This window comes from Nocardiopsis sp. CNZ308 (assembly GCF_004217075.1).
In genome coordinates this window covers 6,445,718-6,468,456 of the sequence record NZ_SHKJ01000001.1, presented here as the reverse complement: position 1 = coordinate 6,468,456, position 22,739 = coordinate 6,445,718, and the positions used below count along the sequence as shown (strand labels likewise).

At 71.7% G+C, this 22,739-nt stretch carries 21 protein-coding genes; 12 read left to right on the top strand and 9 right to left on the bottom strand.

What is annotated here, in order from left to right:
* Positions 1 to 339 precede the first annotated feature (339 nt).
* The 5 genes from EV372_RS27870 (at position 340) to EV372_RS27850 (ending at position 7,953) form a co-directional block, all read left to right on the top strand.
* Positions 340 to 2,028, top strand: coding sequence for an ABC-F family ATP-binding cassette domain-containing protein (locus EV372_RS27870; RefSeq protein ID WP_130398509.1), 1,689 nt, complete (start codon positions 340 to 342; stop codon positions 2,026 to 2,028).
* 187 nt (positions 2,029 to 2,215) lie between these two features.
* Positions 2,216 to 3,241, top strand: coding sequence for an ABC transporter permease (locus EV372_RS27865; RefSeq protein ID WP_130398508.1), 1,026 nt, complete (start codon positions 2,216 to 2,218; stop codon positions 3,239 to 3,241).
* A gap of 70 nt (positions 3,242 to 3,311) precedes the next feature.
* Positions 3,312 to 5,123 carry an ABC transporter substrate-binding protein gene (locus EV372_RS27860; RefSeq protein ID WP_130398507.1) on the top strand — a complete coding sequence of 604 codons (1,812 nt, stop codon included), beginning with the start codon at positions 3,312 to 3,314 and terminating at the stop codon, positions 5,121 to 5,123.
* Between the two features lie 417 nt (positions 5,124 to 5,540).
* Positions 5,541 to 6,899, top strand: a complete 1,359-nt coding sequence (locus tag EV372_RS27855; protein WP_130398506.1) for a PP2C family protein-serine/threonine phosphatase — start codon at positions 5,541 to 5,543, stop codon at positions 6,897 to 6,899.
* The gene (locus EV372_RS27850) at positions 6,889 to 7,953 is read left to right on the top strand and encodes a cobalamin B12-binding domain-containing protein (protein ID WP_130398505.1); all 1,065 of its coding nucleotides are present in this window, start codon (positions 6,889 to 6,891) and stop codon (positions 7,951 to 7,953) included. The genes EV372_RS27855 and EV372_RS27850 overlap by 11 nt, the downstream gene beginning before the upstream one ends.
* Positions 7,954 to 8,012: 59 nt before the next feature.
* Here the strand turns inward: EV372_RS27850 and EV372_RS27845 are convergent, their stop codons facing one another.
* Together EV372_RS27845 and EV372_RS27840 are read right to left on the bottom strand one after the other, a co-directional pair.
* Positions 8,013 to 8,225, bottom strand: a complete 213-nt coding sequence (locus tag EV372_RS27845; protein ID WP_130398504.1) for a hypothetical protein — start codon at positions 8,223 to 8,225, stop codon at positions 8,013 to 8,015.
* A 192-nt stretch (positions 8,226 to 8,417) separates the two neighbouring features.
* Complete coding sequence (locus EV372_RS27840; RefSeq protein WP_130398503.1) at positions 8,418 to 8,870, bottom strand: ATP-binding protein; 453 nt, start codon at positions 8,868 to 8,870, stop codon at positions 8,418 to 8,420.
* A 244-nt stretch (positions 8,871 to 9,114) separates the two neighbouring features.
* On the opposite strand from EV372_RS27840, the gene EV372_RS27835 reads away from it, so the two are divergent.
* The 3 genes from EV372_RS27835 to EV372_RS27825 are packed head-to-tail and all read left to right on the top strand — an operon-like array spanning position 9,115 to position 10,262.
* Positions 9,115 to 9,924 carry a helix-turn-helix domain-containing protein gene (locus EV372_RS27835; RefSeq protein WP_130398502.1) on the top strand — a complete coding sequence of 270 codons (810 nt, stop codon included), beginning with the start codon at positions 9,115 to 9,117 and terminating at the stop codon, positions 9,922 to 9,924.
* Positions 9,921 to 10,088: a DUF397 domain-containing protein gene (locus tag EV372_RS27830; protein WP_130398501.1), complete on the top strand. Its 168-nt coding sequence runs from the start codon at positions 9,921 to 9,923 to the stop codon at positions 10,086 to 10,088. The genes EV372_RS27835 and EV372_RS27830 overlap by 4 nt, the downstream gene beginning before the upstream one ends.
* 3 nt (positions 10,089 to 10,091) lie before the next feature.
* Positions 10,092 to 10,262, top strand: a complete 171-nt coding sequence (locus EV372_RS27825) for a DUF397 domain-containing protein (RefSeq protein ID WP_130398500.1) — start codon at positions 10,092 to 10,094, stop codon at positions 10,260 to 10,262.
* Between the two features lie 73 nt (positions 10,263 to 10,335).
* Here the strand turns inward: EV372_RS27825 and EV372_RS27820 are convergent, their stop codons facing one another.
* A complete protein-coding gene (locus EV372_RS27820; protein WP_197044334.1) occupies positions 10,336 to 11,553 on the bottom strand; it encodes a methyltransferase domain-containing protein in 1,218 nt (405 codons plus the stop codon).
* Between the two features lie 404 nt (positions 11,554 to 11,957).
* Between EV372_RS27820 and EV372_RS27815 the strand changes: the two genes are divergently transcribed.
* Positions 11,958 to 12,971 carry an ABC transporter permease gene (locus tag EV372_RS27815; RefSeq protein ID WP_130398499.1) on the top strand — a complete coding sequence of 338 codons (1,014 nt, stop codon included), beginning with the start codon at positions 11,958 to 11,960 and terminating at the stop codon, positions 12,969 to 12,971.
* Positions 12,972 to 13,044: 73 nt separating this feature from the next.
* Positions 13,045 to 14,850 (top strand): ABC transporter ATP-binding protein, encoded by a 1,806-nt coding sequence (locus EV372_RS27810; protein WP_130398498.1) that lies wholly within the window; start codon positions 13,045 to 13,047, stop codon positions 14,848 to 14,850.
* A gap of 75 nt (positions 14,851 to 14,925) precedes the next feature.
* Here the strand turns inward: EV372_RS27810 and EV372_RS27805 are convergent, their stop codons facing one another.
* Both EV372_RS27805 and EV372_RS27800 read right to left on the bottom strand, forming a co-directional pair.
* Positions 14,926 to 15,711 (bottom strand): sporulation protein, encoded by a 786-nt coding sequence (locus EV372_RS27805; protein WP_130398497.1) that lies wholly within the window; start codon positions 15,709 to 15,711, stop codon positions 14,926 to 14,928.
* Between the two features lie 278 nt (positions 15,712 to 15,989).
* A complete protein-coding gene (locus EV372_RS27800) occupies positions 15,990 to 16,601 on the bottom strand; it encodes a TetR/AcrR family transcriptional regulator (RefSeq protein WP_130398496.1) in 612 nt (203 codons plus the stop codon).
* Positions 16,602 to 16,745: 144 nt separating this feature from the next.
* Here EV372_RS27800 and EV372_RS27795 point away from each other — a divergent pair, with 144 nt between their 5' ends.
* Positions 16,746 to 17,132, top strand: coding sequence for a hypothetical protein (locus EV372_RS27795; protein ID WP_130398495.1), 387 nt, complete (start codon positions 16,746 to 16,748; stop codon positions 17,130 to 17,132).
* 117 nt (positions 17,133 to 17,249) lie between these two features.
* Positions 17,250 to 17,612 (top strand): GntR family transcriptional regulator, encoded by a 363-nt coding sequence (locus EV372_RS27790; protein WP_013153598.1) that lies wholly within the window; start codon positions 17,250 to 17,252, stop codon positions 17,610 to 17,612.
* 36 nt (positions 17,613 to 17,648) lie between these two features.
* On the opposite strand, the gene EV372_RS27785 is transcribed toward EV372_RS27790, so the two are convergent.
* The 4 genes from EV372_RS27785 to EV372_RS27770 all read right to left on the bottom strand — a co-directional run bounded on the left by EV372_RS27785 (position 17,649) and on the right by EV372_RS27770 (position 22,735).
* A complete protein-coding gene (locus EV372_RS27785) occupies positions 17,649 to 18,896 on the bottom strand; it encodes an Nramp family divalent metal transporter (protein ID WP_130398494.1) in 1,248 nt (415 codons plus the stop codon).
* A gap of 143 nt (positions 18,897 to 19,039) precedes the next feature.
* Positions 19,040 to 19,399: a hypothetical protein gene (locus EV372_RS27780; RefSeq protein ID WP_130398493.1), complete on the bottom strand. Its 360-nt coding sequence runs from the start codon at positions 19,397 to 19,399 to the stop codon at positions 19,040 to 19,042.
* Between the two features lie 145 nt (positions 19,400 to 19,544).
* The gene (locus tag EV372_RS27775; protein ID WP_130398492.1) at positions 19,545 to 20,951 is read right to left on the bottom strand and encodes a sigma-70 family RNA polymerase sigma factor; all 1,407 of its coding nucleotides are present in this window, start codon (positions 20,949 to 20,951) and stop codon (positions 19,545 to 19,547) included.
* Positions 20,952 to 21,478: 527 nt separating this feature from the next.
* On the bottom strand, positions 21,479 to 22,735 hold the full coding sequence (locus EV372_RS27770) for an AMP-binding protein (protein WP_486484068.1): 1,257 nt from the start codon (positions 22,733 to 22,735) through the stop codon (positions 21,479 to 21,481).
* Between the last annotated feature and the right edge of the window lie 4 nt (positions 22,736 to 22,739).

Here is a 22,739-nt window from a genome sequence, read left to right as displayed (position 1 = left end):
GGCAGGGGCCGGGGGGAGAGGACCCTTCCGGGCGCACGGCGCCGCGCGGCGGAGCCGGTCAGCGCACCTGACCGGACACCCGCGTAATTCCGTTGCCCGCGCCGCCCCGGCGGGTTAGCCTGGGCGCAACATGCGCATGTGACATCGAGACCGACGACCGCCGAGCGCGCGGGGCTCGCCCACCGTGGCTGGAGCCGGATCCCCGCTCGGCGTGTACTGGCACTGTCCCCGGTGCGGTCTCGATGTCGGCGACCTCCGTGTCGTCCCCGGACCGCGCCGTGCGGGCGCACCGGTTCCGCGCATCGAGGCCCACCCCGAAACGAAGGGTGGTCCACCCCTATGACCCTCGGCGACACGACCGGCGCCGCCTCCGCACCGCATACCGCCCCGACCGGCCCGCCCCTGCTGCGCGCCCGCGACCTCGCCAGGTCCTACGGCGACCACGTGGTGTTCGACGGCGTGGACGTCGACGCCGCCCCCGGCCAGCGGCTCGGCCTGGTGGGGGAGAACGGCTCGGGCAAGTCCACCCTCCTGCGGCTGCTGGCCGGGGAGGAGGAACCCGACGCCGGACGGGTGCAACGCCCCGCCGACACCGGATTCCTGTACCAGGAGCTGCCCCACGCCCCGGACACGACCCTGGCCCGGGTGATCGCCCAGGCCCTCGAACCGGCCCGGCGGGTGGAGCGGCGGCTGACCGCGAGCGCGGCCGCGCTGGACGGCTCGCCCGAGGACGCCGAAGCCCTGCGGGAGTACTCCGAGGCCCTGGCCGAGGCCGAACTGCTGGAGGTGTGGGACGCCGAACGCCGAGCCGAACTGGTGGTCGCGGGACTGGGCCTGGACGGCGTCGGCCCGGACCGGCCGGTGGGACGGATGTCGGGCGGCCAGCGCGGACGCCTGGGTCTGGCGGCCCTGCTCATCCGCCGCCCGCGCGCCCTGCTGCTGGACGAGCCCACCAACCACCTCGACGACCAGGCGCTGGAGTTCCTGGAGGGGTACCTGCGCGGCCTGCCGGGAGTGGTGGTGCTGGCCAGCCACGACCGGGTGTTCCTGGACGCGGTGTGCACCGGCCTGCTCGACCTGGACCCGGCCGTGGACGGTCCCGTCCACTACGGCGGCGCCTACTCCTTCTACCTGAGGGAGAAACAGCTGGAACGCGAACGCTGGGAGCAGCGCTACCGGGACGAGCAGGACACCCTCAAGGGCCTGCGCGAGTCGGTGCGCACCACCTCCCGGCAGGTCTCGCACAACCGCGCCCCGAGGGACAACGACAAGATGGGCTACGACTTCCTGGGCGGGCGCGTGGACAAGCAGGTCTCGCGTCGGGTGCGCAACGCCCGGAACCGGTTGGAGGAACTGGAGCGCGACCAGGTGCGCAAACCGCCCAGGCCGTTGGAGTTCAGCGCCTCGCTGACCCGTGACCCGGGCACGGCCGACGGCCACGCGATCACCGTGCGCGACCTGGTCGTGCCGGGCCGGTTGCGCCTGGACCGCCTGGACGTGCCCTCGGACGGGCGCCTGCTGGTCACCGGGCCCAACGGTGCGGGCAAGTCCACGCTGCTGTACGCCCTGGGGCACCGGCTGCGCCCCGCGTCGGGCCAGGTGCTGTGGCGGCGCGGGGCCGCGGTCGCCCTGCTGGAACAGGACGTGGTCTTCCCCGACCCCGAGCGGACCCCGCGTTCGCTCTATGAGGGGCTCAACGGCGCCCTGCCCGGCGCTCCCCGCCTGACCGACCTGGGCCTGGTCGCACCGCGCGACCTGGACCGGCCGGTGGGCAGGCTCAGTGTGGGGCAGCGGCGACGCCTGGCACTGGCGATGCTGGTGGGACACGCCCCGGACGTGCTGCTGCTGGACGAGCCGACCAACCACCTGTCCCTGGCACTGGCCGAGGAGCTGGAGGAGGCGCTGGGCACCGCGCCCGGCGCGGTGGTGGTGGCCTCGCACGACCGGTGGCTGCGCCGCAACTGGGCCTGGTCGGAGCTGCGGCTGGCCGACGGCGCCGTGGCCGGGCAGGACACGGCCGGAGTGTAGCCCTCCCGGCCGTTCCCGGGCCGCCCGCCCCGCGCGCGGCCCGGGAGCGGCGGACCGCTCCGGTCAAGGCCCGGACCCGACCCCGTGCGGGGACACCGGCGCGGAGGCTGGAAACCCCCGCGCCGCTCGTGCAAACTCTTCGTGTCTTCATGGATACGAAAAGTCATGTCAACTGGCAGGGGTGCACATGTCCGTGCCGATGGACGCGCCCGAGTCCTCCCAACACGCCGACCCCGAGGCGGCGGCCGCCGGAGGACGCGGGTCGGCGAACAGGTCCCTGCGCCAGATCGCCTGGCGGCGCTTCCGCAGGGACCGCATCGGCATGGCCGGGGGCGTCGTCGTCATCCTGCTCATCCTGGTCGCGGTCTTCGCGCCCCTGCTCACCTCCTGGTTCGGCTACCCGCCCAACCAGTTCAACCAGGAGCTGATCGACCCGCTCACCGGCGGTGTCCTGCGCGACCCCGCCAACCCCTCCCTGGGGCTCGACCCCTGGGGCGGGATCAGCGCCGACCACCTGCTCGGCGTGGAACCCGTCAACGGGCGCGACCTGTTCAGCCGCATCGTCCACGGCGCCCGCACCTCCCTGCTGGTCGCCACGGTCGCCACCCTGGTCTGCGTGGTCATCGGCACCGTCCTGGGCATGGTCGCCGGGTACTTCGGCGGCTGGGTCGACACCGTCATCAGCCGGGCCATGGACATCTTCCTGGCCTTCCCGCTGCTGCTCTTCGCCATCGCCCTGGTCGGCGTCATCCCCGACGGCTCCTTCGGCCTGAGCGGCAACGGCCTGCGCATCGGCGTGCTGGTCTTCATCATCGGGTTCTTCAACTGGCCCTACATCGGCCGCATCGTGCGCGGGCAGACCCTGACCCTCAGGGAGCGCGAGTTCGTGGAGGCCTCCCGCAGCCTCGGCGCGGGCAGCGCCCACATCGTCTTCCGCGAGATCCTGCCCAACCTCGTCACGCCGATCCTGGTCTACTCCACGCTGCTCATCCCCACCAACATCCTGTTCGAGGCGGCCCTGAGCTTCCTGGGCGTGGGCATCAACCCGCCCATGGCGACCTGGGGCGGCATGCTCGACAACGCCCTGCGCTTCTACACCATCGCACCGCACTTCGTGCTGATCCCGGGGCTGGCCATCTTCGTCACCGTCCTGGCCTTCAACCTCTTCGGCGACGGGCTGCGCGACGCCTTCGACCCCCGCTCCTCCGACTGACGGGCCGCGCCCGTCGCGTGTCACGGGCCGGGCACCGGCCCCCGCCAGCCAATCCGACCAGGAGGCAAGCTTGACCACCGACCACCACACAGGCGCGGCGCCCTCGCGGCGCCGCGGACGCCGCCGGGCGAGCGCGTCCCTGGCCGCGGGCACGGCCGCGGCGCTGCTGCTGGCCGCCTGCGGGGGCGCGGACGGCGGAGGCGGGGGCGGAGGCGGCCCGGTCGACGCCGAGTTCAACCAGGGCGAGACCGAGGTGGTCAACCCCTCCGACCAGACCGGCGGCACCCTGCGCTACGCCATCTCCTCGGACTTCGACTCGCCCGACCCCGGCAACACCTACTACGCGTTCAGCTGGAACTTCAGCCGCTACTACGCGCGCACCCTGCTCACCTACGTCGGCGCGCCCGGCGAGGAGGGCACCGAACTCCAGCCCGACCTGGCCGCGGAGATGCCCCGGCCCAACGAGGACCTCACCGAGTGGACGGTGCCCATCAAACAGGGGCTGCGCTACGAGGACGGCTCCGAGATCACCGCGCCCGACATCGAGTACGCCATCGCGCGCGGCAACTTCGGCGCGCAGGCCCTGCCCAACGGGCCCAAGTACTTCCAGGACCTGCTGGCCGACAGCGACGACTACGAGGGCCCCTACGCCAACGAGGACGACCCGCTGGCCGGATTCGACGGGATCGAGACCCCCGACGACCACACCCTGGTCTTCCACCTCAAGGACCCCTTCGCCGAGTTCCCGTACCTGCTCATCCAGCCGCAGACCGCGCCGGTCCCGCCCGGGGCCGACCGGGGTGAGCAGTACCAGAGCCGCGTCGTCTCCTCCGGGCCCTACAAGTTCGACGGCGAGTACCGCCCCGGCGTCTCCCTGAACCTGGTGCGCAACGACCAGTGGGACCCCGCCACCGACCCGACCCGCGAGGCGCTGCCGGACCGGGTCGAGGTGCAGCTGGGAGTGGACCAGAACGAGATCGACCAGCGCCTGGCCAGCGGCGACCTGGACGTGGACCTGGCCGGGGCCGGGGTGGGACCCGCCATGCGGGGCACCCTGCTCACCGACGAGGCGCGCAGGAACAGCGTGGACAACCCGCAGAGCAACACGCTGCGCTACGTCAACGTCAGCACCGTCCTGGAACCCCTGGACGACCTGGCCTGCCGCGAGGCGGTCATGTACGCGGCCGACCGCGACGCCCTCCAGCGGGCCTGGGGCGGCGACACCGGCGGCGACATCGCCACCCAGATCATGCCCGCGTCGCTGCCGGGCGCCGATCCCGGCATCGACCTGTACGCCTCCCAGGACAACCAGGGCGACCTGGACAAGGCCCGGCAGAAGCTGGAGGAGTGCGGCGAGCCCGACGGGTTCTCCACCTCCATCGGCGTCCGGGCCGACCGGCCCTCCGAGGTGAGCACCGCCGAGGCGCTCCAGCAGGCCCTGGCCAGGGTGGGCATCGAGACGCGGATCAAGCAGTACCCCTCGGACACCTACACCAACACCCAGGCCGGGTCGCCGTCCTTCGTGGAGGAGAACGACCTGGGCCTGACCGTGTACGGGTGGGCCCCGGACTGGGCGAGCGGCTACGGGTTCATGAGCAAGATCCTGGACGGCGACGCCATCCAGGACGCGGGCAACGCCAACATCTCGGAGCTGGACGACGAGCGGATCAACGGGTGGTTCGACGAGGTCATCACCGTGCGGGACCCCCAGGAGCGCGCCTCGGTCTACACGCGGATCGACCGGCGGGCGATGGAGCAGGCGGCGATCCTGCCCGCGGTGTTCGAGCGCACGGTGCTCTACCGGCCGCCGAACCTGACCAACGTGTACTACCACTCGGGTTACTCCATGTACGACTACATGGCGCTGGGAACCACGCGGTAGTGAGAAACGGCAGGTAGAACCTCGTGCAGTGCGGGTCGGCAGGCCCCCTCCGACCCCTGTGGGGCAACCATGGGGCGGAACCGGGGGCCTGCCGACCCCGCTGGAGCCGGGCCGGCCCCGGGGCCGCGGGCCCGCACGATAACACACGGCACTGAAATTTTGTCGGACGGCAACTTTCGCTTCCCGGACCGTGTGTCAGCGGAGTATGGCGGGTAGCGTGGCAATCCGGGCGTCGTCTCCCCGCTGCCGGTGGCCCCTACGCCCCCCTGTGCGCCCTCTGCGCCAGCGGAGGAACGACGCTCCGCGGCACCCGCCCACGACCACACGCGCACCGCGCGTACGTGAACGTGCTCGGCGGAGCCGCCCGTACGGCCCGGCACGGGCCGTACGCCGCGACGCGTGGGGAGTGGAACACCAGTGCTTGCTTCGGGGACCAGCGACCGCGCTCCTCTGGAGGACGACGGGGCCGGGCCGGTCGGCGGACGACGGACCGGCGCGGCCCCGGCGCCCGCCGCGGCCGCCAGACTCCGCCGCGCCGCCCGCGAACTGGGCAACATCCTGCACCCGGCCCGCCTCGTGGAGCAGACGGTGCGCTTCCCGGTACCGGAGGCGGCCCACCTGTGCGCGCTCTTCCTCGCCCAGCCCGACGGCTCGGTGCGCTGGACCGCGGCGTTCACCTCCGAGGGCGGCCGCCGCCGCGTCGGGACCGGCGAGGGAGTCTGGGACCGCGGCACGGTGGACGGCGCCGCCTGGCTGCACGAGGTCGTGGACGGGGCGCGCACGGTGGCCGAACCCACCCCCGGAGACCCCGTCGAGAAGCTCCTCCTGGAGCTGGCCGGGTACGGCGGCGTCCGGGGCGCGCTGTGCGCCGTGGCCGTCCCCGGCCTGTCCGGAACCGCCGGAGCACTGCTGTTCCACCGCGCCCGGGGGTACTTCGACGCGTCGGACACCGAGGCGCTCACCGAGTACGCCGAGCGTGTGGGCTCGGCCCTGAGCGCCGCCCGCATGTACCAGTACCAGGCCCGCACCGCCTCCACCCTCAAGGCCGCGCTGGTCCCCGCGCCCCTGCCCGGCGTCGCGCACGCCGCACTGGGCGCGGCCTACCGCTCCGCCGTCGAGGCCGAGCGCATCGGCGGCGACTTCTACCAGGTCAACGAACTGGAGGAGGGCTTCGACTTCTCCTTCGGGGACGTGTGCGGCAAGGGCAACGACGCCGCCCTCCTGACCGGGATGATCCGCCAGTCCCTGGAGGCGCTGCGGCTGGTCGAACAGGACCCCCGGCGGCTCCTGGAGCTGCTCAACGTCCTGCTGCTGCGCACCGACCCCGAGAAGTTCAGCACGATGCTCCTCGGACTCGCCAGCCCTCTGCCCGGCGGCGGGCTGCGCGTCCGCGCCGCCGGGGGAGGCCATCCGCCCCCGCTCGTCGTGGGCGTGGACGGCGCGGTCCGGGAGGTGTCCATCGGGGGCCTGTTCGTGGGCGCGGTGGAGGAGGCCCTCTTCCGGGAGACCGAGTTCACCCTGGCCCCCGGCGAGACGATGGTGGTCTACAGCGACGGGGTCACCGAGGCGCGCAACCCCCTGCTGGGCGGGGAGATGCTCGGCGAGGAACGCCTGGCCCGGCTGCTCTCCGAGTGCGGGGGCATGCCCGCCCCGGCCGTCTCGGACCGGATCGCCCAGGTGGTCGGCGACTGGCTCGACGGAGGCGAACACGACGACATCACGGTGCTCACCGTGCAGGCCCGCTCCGCCCGGGGAGGCGGCGCCGATGACCGCTGACCACGACACCCTGCTGGACGGGGCCGCCCCCGTGTCGCCCGCCGACGTCGCCGACGACTTCTTCGCGCGCGTGCGCGACATCGACGACGCGGGGGCCCTGGCCGTGGTGCGGGAGGCGCTGGCGGCCGGAGTCGACCACGAGTCGCTGGTCCTGGACGTGATCGCGGTGTCCCAGATGCGCGTGGGCATGATGTGGCAGACCAACGATCTCTCGGTGGCCGGGGAGCACGCCGCCACCCACATCGGCGAACTCGCCCTGGGCCTGGTCCTCGAACACGGGCTGGCGCGCGTCGCCGGGAAACGCCCGCTGGGCTCGGTGGTGGTGGCCTGTGTCGAGGGGGAGTGGCACGGCCTGCCCGCGCGGCTGCTCGGGGACGTGCTGCGCCTGCGCGGGTGGAGGGTCACCTTCCTCGGGGCGAGCGTGCCCGCCCACCACCTGACCCTGCACCTCCAGGAGACCGCGCCCGACGCGGTGGCGCTGAGCTGTTCCCTGCCCTCGCACTTGGTCAACGCGCACGCCATGATCACCGCCGCGGCGCGCACCGGGGTGCCCGTCATCGCCGGGGGGCGCGGATTCGGGCCGGACTCCTCCCTCGCGCTCCGGCTGGGCGCGAGCCTGTGGGCGGCCGATGCCCGCTCCGCCGCCGATCTGCTGGAGCGGCGCCTGCCGCTGTCGTCCCTGCGGCCGAGGGGGGAGGCGCTGACCCCGGCCGCGGAGTACGCGAGCCTGGTGCAGCGCCGCCGCGACCTGGTGCGGACCGGCGTGGAGCACGCGCGGGCCCTCTACGCGGCCCGGGGTGCCAGCCTGGAGGGCGCGGACCTGGACCGGACGGTCGAGGACCTGGGGCACATCACCGACTTCCTGCTGACGTCGCTGTACGTGGGCGACGGTGCGGTCTTCACCCGTTTCCTGGCCTGGACCCGGGGTGTGCTGGAGGTGCGGGGGGTTCCTGCGGTGGGGGTGGCCCGCGTCCTGGAACTCCTCGAAGGGGAGCTGTTCGACTACCCCGAGACGTGCGCCGCGCTGCGCGCGGGGCGGGCCGTGCTCGGCTGAGGCGCCCGCCCGGGCGGGCGCCTCAGCCGCCGTGCCAGCGCCACCAGCGCCGTACCGGCTCAGGGTGAGGTCGGGGGGTCGGGCTGGTTGAGCAGGGTGGCGATGTGTTCTTTGGGGTAGCGGCGTGCTCCGCCGGGGGTGCGGAAGGGTTTGAGGACGGTGTCCCATTCGCCTCGGTGGAGGCTGCGGGGGCGGATGTTGAAGAGGGCGGCGACTTCGCTGGGTGTGAGGACGTCGGGGCGGCCGTCGAGGAGGTAGCTGTAGTCGGGCATGAGGGGCTTTCCGTGTTCGATGTTCTTGCTCTGTGCTCTGTGCTCTGTGGTTGGTGGGGTGGCCCCGCCCTCCCGGGGAAGGGGAGGGCGAGGCCACGGGGCCGGTGCCTTCCGCATCGGCCCGTCCGCATCGGCCCGGGGGACAGATCGGGTGGTGCGGAGTCTGGAAGGGCTCGCCTGCCGGGAAGCGGGCTACCAGGGGAAGACGGCGCGGACGGTGATCGCGCCGCAGGAGTGCTGCTTCCAGTCCCAGTAGGAGCACAGGGCCTCGACCAGGCGCAGTCCGTTGCCGCTGGGGCGCAGGGGTTCTGAGGTGGGTACGGCCGGGAAGGTGGGTTGTTCGCCGGGGCGGGGGCCGTTGTCGGTGACGCGGAGTTCGAGGTGGCGCAAGGTGCGTTCGATCTCGACGCGGATGGTGCCGCCGGGGAGCCCGGAGGCCGAGTGGCGCAGGGTGTTCGTGACCAACTCGGAGACGGCGATGCCGACGGGTTCGGCCAGGCTCGGCCGGGAGCGGGTGGCTTGGGCGGCCCAGCGGCGGGCGATCCTGACGTGGCCGAGGTCGGGGCCGAGCAGAATGCCTGATTTGGTGCTGGTTCCGCACAGTCGGCGTGGAAGCGGGATGGGCGGAACGGTAGACTTTTGCATGTTTCACCTCGGCTGACTCGGGGTGGGGCACTTGGCCTCGGCGGTCGCTCTCCACTTCGACCGCCGGGGCTTTTCATGCAGGGCCGCCCTTGACCCCTTGGCTTGGTGACAGGGCGGCCCTTGCTATGTCACAAGAAAACACCGCTGTGGAAGCTCTTGGAAAGGACTTCCAGGAAAGCTGAAGCTTCCTGATTTTGGAATAATAGATCTTGAGGGTTTTCAAGGGTTCCATTACAGTGACGGCATGGTGAAGGAAAAAGCCTCCTCGGATGTCCGTTTTGGTGCAGCTTTGATGCGTGCGCGCAAAAAGCGTGGACGCACCCAGCAGTGGCTTGCTGACAAGCTTGGTTGCAGCTCGTCTCACGTTGGCAACGTCGAAAACGGACACTGTCCCCTAAATCCGGCGCGAGTTGAAAAAACCGACCAAGTGCTCGAAGCGGGCGGTGTCCTGGTGCGACAGTATGATGAGCTGTACCAGCCGGAAACGGTTGACTGGCTAGACGAGTTTCACGGACTCCAGAAGTCTGCTCACTTCATTCGCGAATACCATCCGAACATCGTTCCTGCTGCCTTCCAAACCCCGGACTATGCGCGCGCAGTGATTCGCGCGAGTGCTCCATGGTTCAGTTCGGAAGAAGTTGACGAGCGTGTGGAATTGCGAAAGTCGCAGGGTGAAGAGATCCTCAAGGGAGAAAAGCCGCGTTACCATGTCGTTCTCGACGATGCCGTGGTGCTCCGAGGAGTAGCTGATCCTAAGGTGATGGCCGACCAGTTCAACGCCTTGGTGAACCTGGTGCAGTCCGACAGGATCATCCTCCAGGTGTATCCATGGGAGGTGCTTCCCCAGCTCGGGCTAGGCGGACCGTTCTCTCTCCTGTCGAGTGCGGACGCGCCGGATGTGCTCTACACCGAGTCCCTGTACCTCGGTCAGACCACCGATGACCCTGGCCGAGTACGCCAGTATGGGATGCTGTTTAGTGAGTTGCAGGCCAGGGCCCGGGCCCCGGAAGCGACCGTCAAAGTACTGATGAAGAAGGCTGAGGAATCCCGATGACAACGGAGTGGCACAAGTCCTCATACAGCAACGCTGCGGAAAACTGTGTCGAGGTCTGCGAGGGTGCCGAGACGCTGGTTCGGGACACGCAGAACCGGCACGCCGGGCACCTTGAGTTTCAGGCCCAGGAGTGGACTGCTGTTCTCGCCGTCACGAAGGGGTGATCTGTGAGGTCTGACTGGCACAAGTCCAAATACAGTTCGGGTGGGCAGAACTGTGTTGAGGCCCGGGAGTCTGCGGAGGGTGCGGACATCCGTGACACCCAGAACCGGGAACTGGGCTACCTGTCGGCACCGGCCCCTGAGTGGACGGCCCTGCTCGCGGCAATCCGCAGCTAGTAGCCAAGTACGAAGAACCGACCCCGCCCAGACACATTGGGCGGGGTCGGTTTCGTGCTGACACGGGGTGAGGCTACCCCGCAGCGGCGGCCGTGCCCAGAGGCCGAAGGACCCCTGCCGGGGCGTCCGCCCACAGTCGAGTTCCCTCCTGGTCCACGGTCACGCCGAGCTGGTCCCGGCCCGGCTTCCCCCACCGCGTCCACTCCTCCCACGCGGCGCCGATCTCCGCCCACAGGTCCCGGGGCCCGGCCCGCTTCGTGCTGTAGGGGCCACCGGCCGGAACGTATTCTCCGAGCGCCCACGACCCGTCCGGGGTGGCGACGTACACGCTGGCCTCACCCGCCCACTCGGGGCGGTCCTCGGCGGCCTCGTACACGGCGTACCTCAGGTCCGGTGCCAGGTGACCTAGGACGAGCTGCCACCCCTGGTCGCGGTAGGCGACCAGACGCGGGTTCACGTCGGTACTCCCGGCCCGCACCCCGGGGGCGTCCTCGTCCACCAGTTCCCGGACCCGACGGGGGTCGGGCCGCTGCGAGCGCAACACCATGAACGGCGCGTCGTCCACGATTCGTCCCGTCGCGGTGCCGTCCTCCTGGACGACCAGGCGCACCAGCACCCCCGGCACGTTCCCCACCTCGAACGGGGTCACGATCACCCCGCCCGGCCACACCTGCCGAACCCAGGCGTGGGGTATCCGCCCGCGGGCCGCGACCGTGGAGAGCACCCGGTGGTACATATCCGCGCCGACACCCGTCTCCAGGGGGCCTGTCCCGTCGGTGTCCAACACCATCGGCGCGTACCCGGCCCGCGCGAGGTTGTCGACCGCGACCCTGGCCAGCTCCTTGTCGATCTCGGCGGACACCACGGCCTTCTCCCCGAGCGCGTGACACAGCAACGCCGTGTTGTACCCGGTGCCCGTCCCGATCTCCAGTACCCGGTGCCCATCGACGGCGTCGAGCTGTTGGAGCATCGCGACCACGAGCGAGGGCTGGCTGAGGCTGGAGGTACGCAACCTGCCCCACCCGGGTTCCCCGTCCGGGCCCCCGGCGGGGTCGCCGTCGTCCACCTGGGTCGCGAGCGCGTAGTCCTCATGCGCCCAACGGGCGTGGTCGGGGTCATCGCGTGTGACCGGTACGTAGTAGCCGGGGTGTTCTGTGGAGGTGACCCACACGGTGTCGGGGACGAACTGTGCACGGTCCACAGCGAGGATCGCACGATGCCACTGGGGGTCGATGACCTGACCCGCGATGGTGAGCGCGCGGGCCAGCCGGGCGCCGGGGAGTGCGGTCACCGTTTGGGGTCCTTGCCGTCGCCGGACTGGGGCGGGATGGGTTCGGCCCCGTGTTCGTTGGGGTCCTTGCCGTCACCTGCGGCGCTGCCTCCGCTACCGCCATCGGTGGTTTTGTCGGGATCGGCGTGTCGTCCCACGGTGTCCTCCACAAGGGGTGAGGGGTCCTGTCACTGAGAGTAGCCCGCCGCACGATTACTGTCAGTGGTTTCGGTGAGCAGCGGCCATCTCGTCCCACCCGGACCACATCTCGGCGCTCCGGGCGATGGTGAAGAACCGCGCCGAGGCCTTTTGGGCGGGTGGGCGCGACCAGATGATCACAGTGGGTTACTGTCTGCTTGCGGGCGGGTACCGTTCGCGGACCCGTCCCGCCCCCGCCCCGGCCCCGACGACAGAGAGCACGCGCGTTGCTGACCTACATCCTGCGCCGCCTGGGCGCCGGACTCCTGCTCCTGGCCGTGGTCACCATGGTCACCTTCGCCATCTTCTACGTGGTGCCCCGGTGGGCGGGGCGCACCGTCGAACAGCTGGCGACGATGTACGTGGGCCGCGCCCCCACCCCCGAGGCCATCCAGGCCACCATCGACCGGCTGGGCCTGGACCGGCCCGTCGTCGTGCAGTTCGGGGAGTTCGTCCGGGGCCTCTTCCTCGGCGCGGAGTACCGCTTCGGCAACGACACGATCGAGTGCGCGGCGCCGTGCCTGGGCTACTCCTTCCAGACCTACCAGGAGGTCTTCCCCGAGATCGTGGCGCGTCTGCCGGTCACGGCCTCACTGGCCCTCGGCGCGGGGGTGGTCTGGCTGGTGGGCGGCATCCTGGTCGGCGTGGTCTCGGCGGTGTGGAAGGGCAGTCTGTTCGACCGGCTGGCGATGGCCGTCGCCCTGGCGGGGGTGTCGCTGCCGATCTTCTTCACCGGGCTGCTGGCCCTGGCCTTCCTCGTGCACGCCTGGGGGCTGTTCGGCACGCCGGGCTACGTCCCCCTCACCGAGGACCCGTCCAGGTGGGCGCAGGGACTGCTGCTGCCGTGGCTGACACTGGCCTTCCTGCACGCGGCCATGTACGCCCGCCAGACGCGCGCGGGCATGCTGGAGACCCTGGGCGAGGACTACATCCGCACCGCCCGCGCCAAGGGACTGAGCGAGCGCCGCGTGGTGCTCAAGCACGCGCTGCGCCCCACGCTGACGCCCATCGTGACCATCTTCGGCCTGGACCTGGGGCTCGTGCTGGGCGGCGCGGTCCTGACCGAGCAGGTCTTCTCCCTGAACGGGATCGGCCGGTACGCGGTCACCGCCATCATGCAGAGCGACCTGCCGGTGATCCTGGGCGTGACGCTGTTCGGCGCGTTCTTCATCGTGCTCTGCAACCTGGTGGTGGACCTGCTGTACCCGCTGATCGACCCGCGCGTGCGCATCCACGGATAACCGTGCCGGTCGCACAGGTGCGCCGAACACGGCCCGGGCCGCCGTGCCCGGGGAACGGAAAGGAAGGGGTCGTGTGAGCGAGTCCGCGGCGTCGGGGCCGGTCGTGCGGGTGGAGGACCTGCGGGTGGTGTTCCCGACCATGGACGGCGACGTCCGGGCGGTGGACGGTCTGTCCTTCGCCGTGCCCGTCGGGGGAGCGCTGGGCATCGTGGGCGAGTCGGGCTCGGGCAAGAGCGTGACCTCGCTGGCCCTCATGGGCCTGCACCGGGGCAGCCGGGCGCGGATCACCGGGGAGGTCGAGGTGGCGGGTACCGACGTGATCGGCGCCCCGGACAAGGGGCTGCGGCGGATGCGCGGCAACGACATCGCCATGGTCTTCCAGGACCCGATGCAGTCGCTGCATCCCCAGTTCACCGTCGGCAACCAGCTGGTGGAGGCGCTGCGCGTGCACCGGTCCGGGGTGTCGCGGTCCCGGGCCCGCGAGCGCGCGGTGGAGTCGCTGGAGCGGGTGGGCATCCCCGAGCCCGCCAAGCGGATCAACTCCTACCCGCACGAGTTCTCCGGCGGTATGCGCCAGCGCGTGCTGATCGCGATGGGGCTGATGTGCGAGCCCAAGGTGCTGCTCGCCGACGAGCCCACCACCGCCCTGGACGTGACGGTGCAGGCGCAGATCCTGGACCTGCTGGACGAGCTGCGCCGCGACCTGGGCATGGCGCTGATCCTGGTCTCGCACGACCTGGCGGTGGTGGCGGGTTCGGTGGACGAGGTCGTGGTCATGCGCCACGGCGTCGCGGTCGAGCGCGGCGACGTGCGCAAGGTCCTCTCCGAGCCCGAGCACCCCTACACCCGGGGGCTCCTGGACGCGGTGCCGCGCGTGGAGGTCTCCCGGGCACGGAGGCGGGCGCGCGACCGGGCCGAGCGCGACCAGCGCCAGGACCAGGAGAAGCGCCGCAGGTCGGGCTCGGCCGCGGCGGGCGAGGCGGGGCGCCGGGGGCCGGACGAGGTCTTCCGGCCCTTCATCCCCGAACCGAAGGAGGAGCGGGGCGAGCCCCTGGTGCGGGTGGAGGATCTGGCGCAGCGGTTCAAGGTGCGCGGCGGTATGTGGGGTCGGGCCACGGATTTCTGGGCGGTCAAGGGGGTCTCCTTCGACCTGCACCGCGGTGAGACGCTGGGGATCGTGGGGGAGTCGGGGTCGGGTAAGTCCACGCTGTCGCGGATGGTGATGCGTCTGCTGGAGCCCACGCGGGGCCGGGTGGAGTTCGAGGGCCGCGACATCACCCACATGCCCGAGCGGGCGCTGCGTCCGCTGCGCCGGGACGTGCAGATGGTGTTCCAGAACCCCTACTCCTCGCTGAACCCGCGGGTGACGGTGGGCGACGCGATCGGGACCGCGCTGCGGGTGCAGGGGGAGAGGGACGGCAAGAAGATCCGCGCCCAGGTGCAGGAGCTGTTGGAGCGGGTGGGGTTGGAGCCGGGGCACTACAACCGGTTCCCGCACGCGTTCTCGGGTGGTCAGCGTCAGCGGATCGCGATCGCGCGGGCGCTGATCCTCAAGCCGAAGCTGATCATCTGTGACGAGCCGGTGTCGGCGTTGGACGTGTCCACGCAGGACCAGGTGCTGCGGTTGTTGTCGGAGTTGCAGGACGACTTCGGGTTGACCTACATCTTCGTGGCCCATGATCTGGCGGTGGTGCGTCAGGTGAGTGACCGGGTCGCGGTGATGCGTGCGGGTGAGGTGGTGGAGATGGGTGACAGCGACGCGGTGTACGAGAACCCCGCCAGCGACTACACCCGCCAACTGCTCAACGCGGCGCCCGTGCTGGACCCCGACCAGGCCCGCGAACTGCGCGCGGAGCGCGCCCGCCAGCGGACGGGGTGAATGCCCGGGCCGGGTGAACCGCGGGCCGACGGCGCCGGGGCTCCGGGGACGCCCGCCCCCGGAGCCCCGCCGGGATCAGAACATGCTGCGCTTGCCCGCCAGCGAGTCGATCCACTGGTGCAGGTGGCCCGACCAGTCGCGTCCGGCGCCCTCGTGGTGGTCGACGCTGAAGCGGTGGAAGGTGTCGCGGCCCTCGGAGAAGAGCAGACCCGGCTTCTTGTCCAGCTCCAGCACCACGTCCATGCCGCGCTCGTCGGTGACCAGAGACAGCTCCAGCTCGTTCAGGCCCCGGTAGCGGCTGGGCGAGAAGAACTCGATCTCCTGGTAGAAGGGCAGCTGCTGGCGGGTGCGCAGGATGCGGCCCTGCTCCAGGTCGGCCTGCTTGAAGGAGAACCCGAGGGAGGCCAGCGAGTCCAGCACGGCCAGCTGCGAGGGGAGCGGCTCCACGGCCACCGGGTCCAGGTCGCCGGGGTCGACCGCGCCCGCCACGTGCAGGCGCGTGTTCACACCGACGTTCATACGGTGCAGGTGGCGGCCCCGGTGGACGGTCACGGGGGTCTCCCAGGGCACGAAGAGCTCGAAGGGCACCTCGAAGCGCTGGCCGGGGGCCAGGGTCACGCCGCCGCCGACCTGGACGCGGTGGAACTCCAGGTCGCGGACGCCCTCGTGGTCGCCGCTCTCGACCTCGACCCGGGCCTGGAGGCCGACGGTGAGCCGCTCGACCCGCTGCTCGACGTTGCCGCCCTCGATGACGACGGTGCCCCGCAGGGTGCCGCCCGGGGTGGCCACGGCCGAGTGCAGGGTGGTTTCCACCGAGGCCCCGCCGAATCCGATACCGGCGAGCAGGCGCTTGAGAACCATGGATGACCTTTCTGTACCGCCCCGCGCCGGGAGGAGGGGCGGGGTCGGGGGCTGTCTCCTGGTAACGACGCCGGGAGAGCGCGCTCGGTTCCCCGACGAAGGTCCCTGTTTCCCGGGGCGGGACGCTGGAGCCGGGCGCATCGGCCGTCTCCGCCCGCTCCGGTCCGGGGCGGGGCGGGCGGGTCAGCGGAGGCCGATCACGCCGGGGCCCTCCCGCCCGGGCACGGCTCGGGACCGATCCGCGCAGGACCCCGCCGTCCGCCCCGCCCGGGCGCGGCTCAGGAGGTGAGCCCGCGCAGCAGGGCGCGCAGCCCGTACCGGAAACGCGCCAGGGACTCCGCGGCGTCGGGTGCGTCCTCCTCGTCCTGGTGGCGGACCTGGTGCACGACCGCGCCCACGCAGTGGGAGTGCAGGGCGTCGGCGGCGCGCTCCAGGTCCTCGCCCTCCAGGCCCGCCTCGGTGAGGGCGTCGCGGACCAGGGCGCGGGTGGCGTCGCTGCTCGGCGTGCGCGGGGCGCGGTGCACCAGCAGGGAGAGCGCCCCGGAGAACTCCAGCAGCCGCTCCCGGTAGGCCTCGGCCCACTCGGTGAGGCGCACGTCCCAGGGCCGGGTGTCCTCCTCGGGCTCCTCCGCCCCCTCCGCCCCTTCCGATTCCGCCTCGTCGTCGAGGGGGACGGTGCCGGTGGCCGCGGGGGAGGTGACGTAGGCGGCGATGGCGTTGAACAGCTGTTCCTTGCCCAGGGGGAAGTGGTGGTAGATGGCCATGGCCTCCACCTCCAGCGCGTCGCCCAGGCGGCGCATGGACAGGCCGCCGAGCCCGCGGCCAGCGATGATGTGGAGCGCCTCCAAGATGATGCGCTCACGGCTGAGTCCGGCGTAGTTCCTGCTCACGATGGTCCTTTCGGGGGTGTGCGCCGTAAAGGTGGCAGATCGCGGGCGGCGCGGCCACCACGACGCGCGGCCCGGCTCGCCAGATGATATGGGTCACCTCTAGAGTGGCCCCGTCCGACGTTACGCGTGGTCTGGAGCACACACATGGGACTTGCCAAGCAGAGCACGGCTCAGGCGCGGGAGAGCCTGGCCTCCGACCAGGAGCGCGCGGAGCGCCTGCCCGAACTCCTGCGTGCGGTGGCCGAGGCGCAGGAGGCGCTGGAGCGGGCCCGCACCCACAACGCGCCCGTGGAGGAGCTGAACCAGCGGGGCGTGGACCTGGACACGGCGCTGACCGAGGCGATGCGCGCCGCCTACGCCCGCGAGCGCACCCTGGTGGGGGCCAAGGGGTACGAGGACCGGATCTACCGGCGCAAGCGGCTGGCCCGTCCGCAGGTGCGCGAGGCCACCCGGGTCGCCGAGCGGCTGCTCACCGCCCGGGAGACCCACCGCCTGCACGGGATCCAGCGGGTGCCGCGCCAAGCGGTCTGACACCGGCGGTCCCGACCCCCAACCTGGGGCCGGTGCACGCACGGTAACTTGGTGTCCGGTCCGGTCCGGTCCGCGGCCGGACACCGCGGCAGGCGACGGTGGGGAGCGCAGTGGCACATGGCGGATTTCATCCGTGTCGATCCGACGTCGAGGGTCCCGCCCTACGAGCAGATCAGGTCGATCGTGGCCATCGCGGTCGCCAACGGTGAACTCCCGGTGGGCTACCGGCTGCCCACGGTGCGCGCGCTGGCGGGTCAGCTGTCGGTGGCGGTGAACACCGTGGCCCGCGCCTACCGCGAGCTGGAGCAGGCCGGTGTGGTCGAGACCCGCGGCCGTTCGGGGACGTTCGTCGCGGCGGGCGGCGACGACCAGCGCGCCGAGGCACTGGCCGCCGCCCGGGCCTACGCCGAGGTCATCTCCCGGGTGGGGCTGGACCACGACGAGGCGGTGGAGATCCTGCGCGCGGCGCTGCGGGGCTGACACCGCCCCGCGCGCCCGCCGCGCCTCCCCGAGGCTTCAGGCCCCGGTGACGATCCCGTAGAGCTCGTAGACGCACAGCACCACGAACAGCGATCCGGCCAGGGCCAGGCCCGCGTTGCTGAGCCAGCCGTTGCGCCACTCGCGGGGGGTGCGCGAGGAGTTGAGCAGCCACATCAGGGTGAAGGCCAGGAACGGCATGAAGAAGGCGCCCAGCACCCCGTAGGCGATGACCAGCTGGAAGGGCTTGCCGATCAGCAGGAGCAGCATCGGCGGGAAGGTCAGCCAGAGCATGTAGCCGCGGAAGGCCCAGCTCTTCTGGTTCTCCCCCGGGTCGGTGTTGGTTTTGCCCCGCAGGTGGTTGACGAAGTCGGCGAACAGCAGGCTCACGCCGTTCCACACGCCGATGATGGAGGAGTAGGCGGCGGCGAAGAAGCCGATGAGGAAGGCCGTCGCCACGAACCCGCCGAAGCGCTCGCGCAGGACGTCGCCCAGCTGGATCAGGCCCTGGTCGCTCTCCTGGAGCGTGATGCCGCTCGCGTAGAGCAGCTCGGCGCCCACGATGAGCATCGCCACGACGAAGACGCCGGTGGTGATGTAGGCGACGCGGTTGTCCAGCCGCATCATCCGCATCCAGGAGGAGTCCCGCCAGCCCTTGGAGTTGACCCAGTAGCCGTAGGCCGCCATGGTGATGGTGCCGCCGACGCCGCCGACCAGGCCCATGGTGTAGAACACCGAGCCCTCGGGGAGCATCGGGACCAGGCCCCGCAGGGTCTGGCCGATGTCGGGGACGACGTAGATGGCCAGGCCGACCACGGTCACGAACATGACGCCCACGAGCACCGTCATGATCTTCTCGAACACCGCGTAGCGGTTGAACCAGACGATCACCAGGCCGGAGACCCCGGCCAGGACGGCCCACACCTCCAGCGGCACGCCCGGCATCAGCGCGGCCAGGGGCAGGGCCGTGGCCGACATGGCGCTGGCGCCGTAGACGAAGCCCCAGAGCACGATGTAGGGCGCGAAGTAGACGGTGGTCCACTTGCCCAGGCTGCTCCAGCCGGCGAAGATGGTGGTCCCCGTGGCCAGGTGCCAGCGTCCGGTGGCCTCGGCCAGGGAGATCTTGACCAGGCAGCCGACGATGGTGGCCCACAGCAGGGCGTAGCCGAACTGGTTGCCAGCGATGAGTGTGGCGACCATGTCGCCCGCGCCCACGCCGGTGGCCGCGACGACGATGCCCGGACCGATCTGTTTCCACGTCGTCCTGCGTTGTTCGATGGCTGCCATCGTGTCCTTCCCCCTGGTGGGACCGGTCTGGTCCGTGGTGGGCACGACTGTAGGGGTTCGGACACAGGGTGCATACGGGCAGTTAAGCGGCGGGGATGATCCGTGGCGGAATCGATATGTTCCAGGTCACGTCCGGCGACCGGTCAGCGGCGCAGGCCCACGACCGAGACGACGTAGAACAGGATCAGCCCGAGCCAGACCAGCGGCAGCGCCGCCGGGCTGCCCACGGCCGCGGTGATCGCGGAGACCGGGATGCTCACGCCCAGGCACACCAGGGAGAGCACGAAGCGCACGGTGTTGGAGGGCAGGCCCGCCTTGGCCGTCTCCGTGCGCGCCTGGGCGGCCATGTGGTGGCGCACGCGCGCCTCGACGGTGCCGTCGATGCGTTCGACCAGGGAGGCCGCCACGGCCTCGTCGTACTCGGGGCCGAGTTCACGGCTGGCGCGCAGTGCGGCGGCGATCTCGTCGCTGTGGCGCTGGGGGTGGTCGGTCATGGGCACCATCGTCGCACCGGGGCGTCCGCGGCGGTCCGGGACGAGCGCGATACCGGGGACGAACCAGGGTTCGCCCTGAGGGTTTCGGACACGGCTCGGGGCCGCCCCCCGTTTGGGGAGCGGCCCCGTGTCGACTTTCGGTCCGGCCCCGGAACTAGCTGGCGAAGTCCAGCAGCTGCTGGGCGCGGCTGGGGTGGCGCAGCTTGGACAGCGACTGCTTCTCCAGCTGGCGGATGCGCTCGCGGGTCAGCCCCAGGTGCTTGCCGATCTCGTCCAGGGTGCGCGGACGGCCGTCCATGAGGCCGAAGCGCAGGGACATGATGGTGGCCTCGCGCGGCTCCAGGTCCGACAGCGCGTTGCGCAGCTGGTCGGCCATGAGCTGGCGGTCCACCACCTCGGAGGCCTCCGAGGCGTCCACGTCCTCGATCAGGTCGCCGATGCGGGTCTCGCCGTCCTCGCCGATGGTGGAGTCCAGGCTGATGGGCTGGCGGGTGACCCGCAGCAGCTCCTCGATCTGGGCCGGGGTCTTGTCCAGCTCCAGACCCAGCTCCTCCGGCGTGGGCTCGCGGCCCAGCGCCTGGTGCATGTCGCGCTCCAGGCGGCTGACCTTGCTCAGCAGCTCCAGGACGTGCACGGGCAGGCGGATGGTGCGCGCGGAGTCGGCGAAACCGCGCTGGATGGCCTGGCGGATCCACCACATGGCGTAGGTGGAGAACTTGAAGCCCTTGGTGTAGTCGAACTTCTCCACGGCGCGGATCAGGCCGAGGTTGCCCTCCTGGACCACGTCGAGCAGCGACATCCCCCGGTCGCTGTACTTCTTGGCCACCGACACCACCAGGCGCAGGTTGGCCTCCAGCATGTGGGACTTGGCCTTGCGGCCGTCCTCGGCCACCCACTCCAGCTCCTCGACCTCGACCTCGGCCAGCGGAGCGGAGTCGTCCACCTCGCCGTGCAGGCCGAGCCGGTACTCGGCGTAGAGCCCGGCCTCGACCCGCTTGGCCAGGTCGACCTCCTGCTCCGCGGTGAGGAGCTGGCGGCGGCCGATGGCCTTGAGGTAGGTGTGGACCGAGTCGCCCATGGCGGGGGACTGGTCGTCGAGGTCGGCTTCGCCGGTCTCCGCGTCGGTGGTGGTCTGGGCGGGCTCGGCCTTCTTGACGCGCCGTGTGGAGCGGGTCTTCCTCCGGGGGGAGGGGCCCTTGCGCGGCGCGGTCTTGCCTTCGGCCCTGGGTGCCTCGTCGGTGTCGGGCACCGTGGCGATGAGAGTGTCTTCCAGCACGTCGTCCTCGGCGTCGGGATCGGCCACCGGTGCGGAGTCGTCGCCCCCGTTGGCGAGCCTGACCCCGTTCTCGGTGAGTTCACGCAGGATGGAACGGCCGTCGCCGGTGGAGACGGCGGCCGCGGTGAAAGCGGCACGCAGTTCGGAGAGGGACAGGTAACCCTGGGCGCGTCCGCGGTCGAGCAGGTCGGTCAGGACCGCGTCGGCGGACGCGTCGTCGCTGCGAGCGGTGTCAGCGGGGGCTCCGGCGGTGGGTGCCGGAGCGGCTGGGGCAGTGCTCGTCATCGGGGCACCTCCCTCCCTTCCAAGACGTGTGGCACGCGGCGGACGGTTCCCGCCGGCTGGACGCGCCAATATGTCCAACGTGTTGGGGAGTCAAATGTTCCCTGTCTCGATTGGATATCAGCCGAAGTGGCGTAGATCACTGCGGCGGGAGTGGCCAAACGCTGTAGGGAGCGGGTAAAGGAGCGTGCCCGGAACCGCTGCGGGCGGGGAAGGGGGGCCGGTTGGGGGGAGAGCGCAGGGGCACGAACGTGTGGGCCGAGGGCTGTCACCAACTGCGGACCTCCTTGGGAGAGGGGCCGAGGGGCCGGATTACTCAGGTAGACGTCGAAGGGCCCGGGGAAGTTCCCCGCCTTTTGTCCGACACGTCCGTGACCGGCCGCTCCGCGCGGAGCGGCCGGACCGCCCGACCCCGGGCCGTCACTGCTGTTCGACGGGCACCGACGTGGTGGGGCGCGGTACCCGACGGGCCCCAGGGTCCCACGGGTGGAGGGCGTGCCGGTACACGCGCCCGGGGACGCTCCCGCCGCTCAGGCGCGCGGGCCGCGCAGGGCCACCAGGTCGGGCTTGCCCGAGGCCAGCACCGGCAGGGAGGCGCGCACCTCCAGCTCGCGGGGCGCGGCGTAGGCGGGCAGGCGCTCGCGCACCCACGAGCGCAGCTGCTCCAGGGAGGGCGGCGCGTCGGGGTCGGCGGGCACCACGACGGCGCTCACCCGCTCGCCCCACTCGGGGTCGGGGCGGCCCACCACCACCGAGTCGGCCACCGCGGGGTGCTCCAGCAGCCGGGCGTTGACCTGCCCCGGCACCACCTTGTGGCCGCCGGTGTTGACCACCTCGTCCACGCGTCCGAGCACGCTCAGCCGCCCGTCCCCGTCCAGGCGGCCCAGGTCGTTGGTGCGCAGCCACCGCGTCCCGTCGGCGTCGGTGACCAGGGCGCCCGGATCGGCGCGGACCCCGGGCGCCAGGCGGTAGCCGCCCAGCAGCACCGGCCCCGACAGCAGGATCCGCCCGGCTCCGTCGGCCGAGGGGGACTCCACGCGCACCCGCACCCCGTCCAGCGGAACGCCGTCGTAGACGCACCCGCCGCAGGTCTCGCTCATGCCGTACGTGGTGACCACCCGCCCCCCGGCCCCGCGGGCCTCCCGCAGCAGGGCGGGGTCGGCGGCGGCGCCGCCGAGCAGGACGGTCCCGAACACCGACAGGTCGGTCCCGGCGGCCAGCAGGCGCCGCAGCTGGGTGGGCACCAGGGACACGTGCGGTCGCGATCCGCGCGCGAGCCCGACCACCGTCCGCACCGAGAAGGCCGCGTGCTCGACCCGGCCGCCCGTGGCCAGGGCGCGCATGATCACCTGGATGCCGGAGATGTGCCCGGCGGGCAGCACGCACAGCCACGCGTCGCCGGGGGCGGCGCCGATCCGCGCCACCGAGGCCCGCGCGGAGGAGCGCAGCGCGGCGGCGGACAGCTCCACGCCCTTGGGCGCGCCGGTGGAGCCCGAGGTGGTGATGACCAGTGCGGTGTCCCCGAGCGCCGGGCGGGCGCCGTCCAGCGCGGCGACCCCGTCCGGGGTGCGCAGGGAGGCCGGGCGCATGGCGGCCAGGAGTTCGTCCACGCGCGCGTCGGGGGTCCCGTCGGGGATCGGCAGCAGGGCGGGGCCGTGCCCGTCCAGGGCCCGGGCCAACAGGTCGCCCAGGCGCTCCGGCGCCAGTCCGCGCACCGCCTGGAGGGGGCGCCCCTCCAGGTCACGGGGGTGTGTTGCGCCTGCCTCGACCTGTCTCTCGCGTGCCACGACG

Coding starts and splice junctions, on each gene's coding strand:
- EV372_RS27870 (WP_130398509.1), top strand. CDS start 340: ATGACCCTCGGCGACACGACCGGCGCCGCCTCCGCACCGCATACCGCC.
- EV372_RS27865 (WP_130398508.1), top strand. CDS start 2,216: ATGTCCGTGCCGATGGACGCGCCCGAGTCCTCCCAACACGCCGACCCC.
- EV372_RS27850 (WP_130398505.1), top strand. CDS start 6,889: ATGACCGCTGACCACGACACCCTGCTGGACGGGGCCGCCCCCGTGTCG.
- EV372_RS27845 (WP_130398504.1), bottom strand. CDS start 8,225: ATGCCCGACTACAGCTACCTCCTCGACGGCCGCCCCGACGTCCTCACA.
- EV372_RS27840 (WP_130398503.1), bottom strand. CDS start 8,870: ATGCAAAAGTCTACCGTTCCGCCCATCCCGCTTCCACGCCGACTGTGC.
- EV372_RS27835 (WP_130398502.1), top strand. CDS start 9,115: ATGGTGAAGGAAAAAGCCTCCTCGGATGTCCGTTTTGGTGCAGCTTTG.
- EV372_RS27830 (WP_130398501.1), top strand. CDS start 9,921: ATGACAACGGAGTGGCACAAGTCCTCATACAGCAACGCTGCGGAAAAC.
- EV372_RS27805 (WP_130398497.1), bottom strand. CDS start 15,711: ATGGTTCTCAAGCGCCTGCTCGCCGGTATCGGATTCGGCGGGGCCTCG.
- EV372_RS27795 (WP_130398495.1), top strand. CDS start 16,746: ATGGGACTTGCCAAGCAGAGCACGGCTCAGGCGCGGGAGAGCCTGGCC.
- EV372_RS27790 (WP_013153598.1), top strand. CDS start 17,250: ATGGCGGATTTCATCCGTGTCGATCCGACGTCGAGGGTCCCGCCCTAC.
- EV372_RS27785 (WP_130398494.1), bottom strand. CDS start 18,896: ATGGCAGCCATCGAACAACGCAGGACGACGTGGAAACAGATCGGTCCG.
- EV372_RS27780 (WP_130398493.1), bottom strand. CDS start 19,399: ATGGTGCCCATGACCGACCACCCCCAGCGCCACAGCGACGAGATCGCC.
- EV372_RS27775 (WP_130398492.1), bottom strand. CDS start 20,951: ATGACGAGCACTGCCCCAGCCGCTCCGGCACCCACCGCCGGAGCCCCC.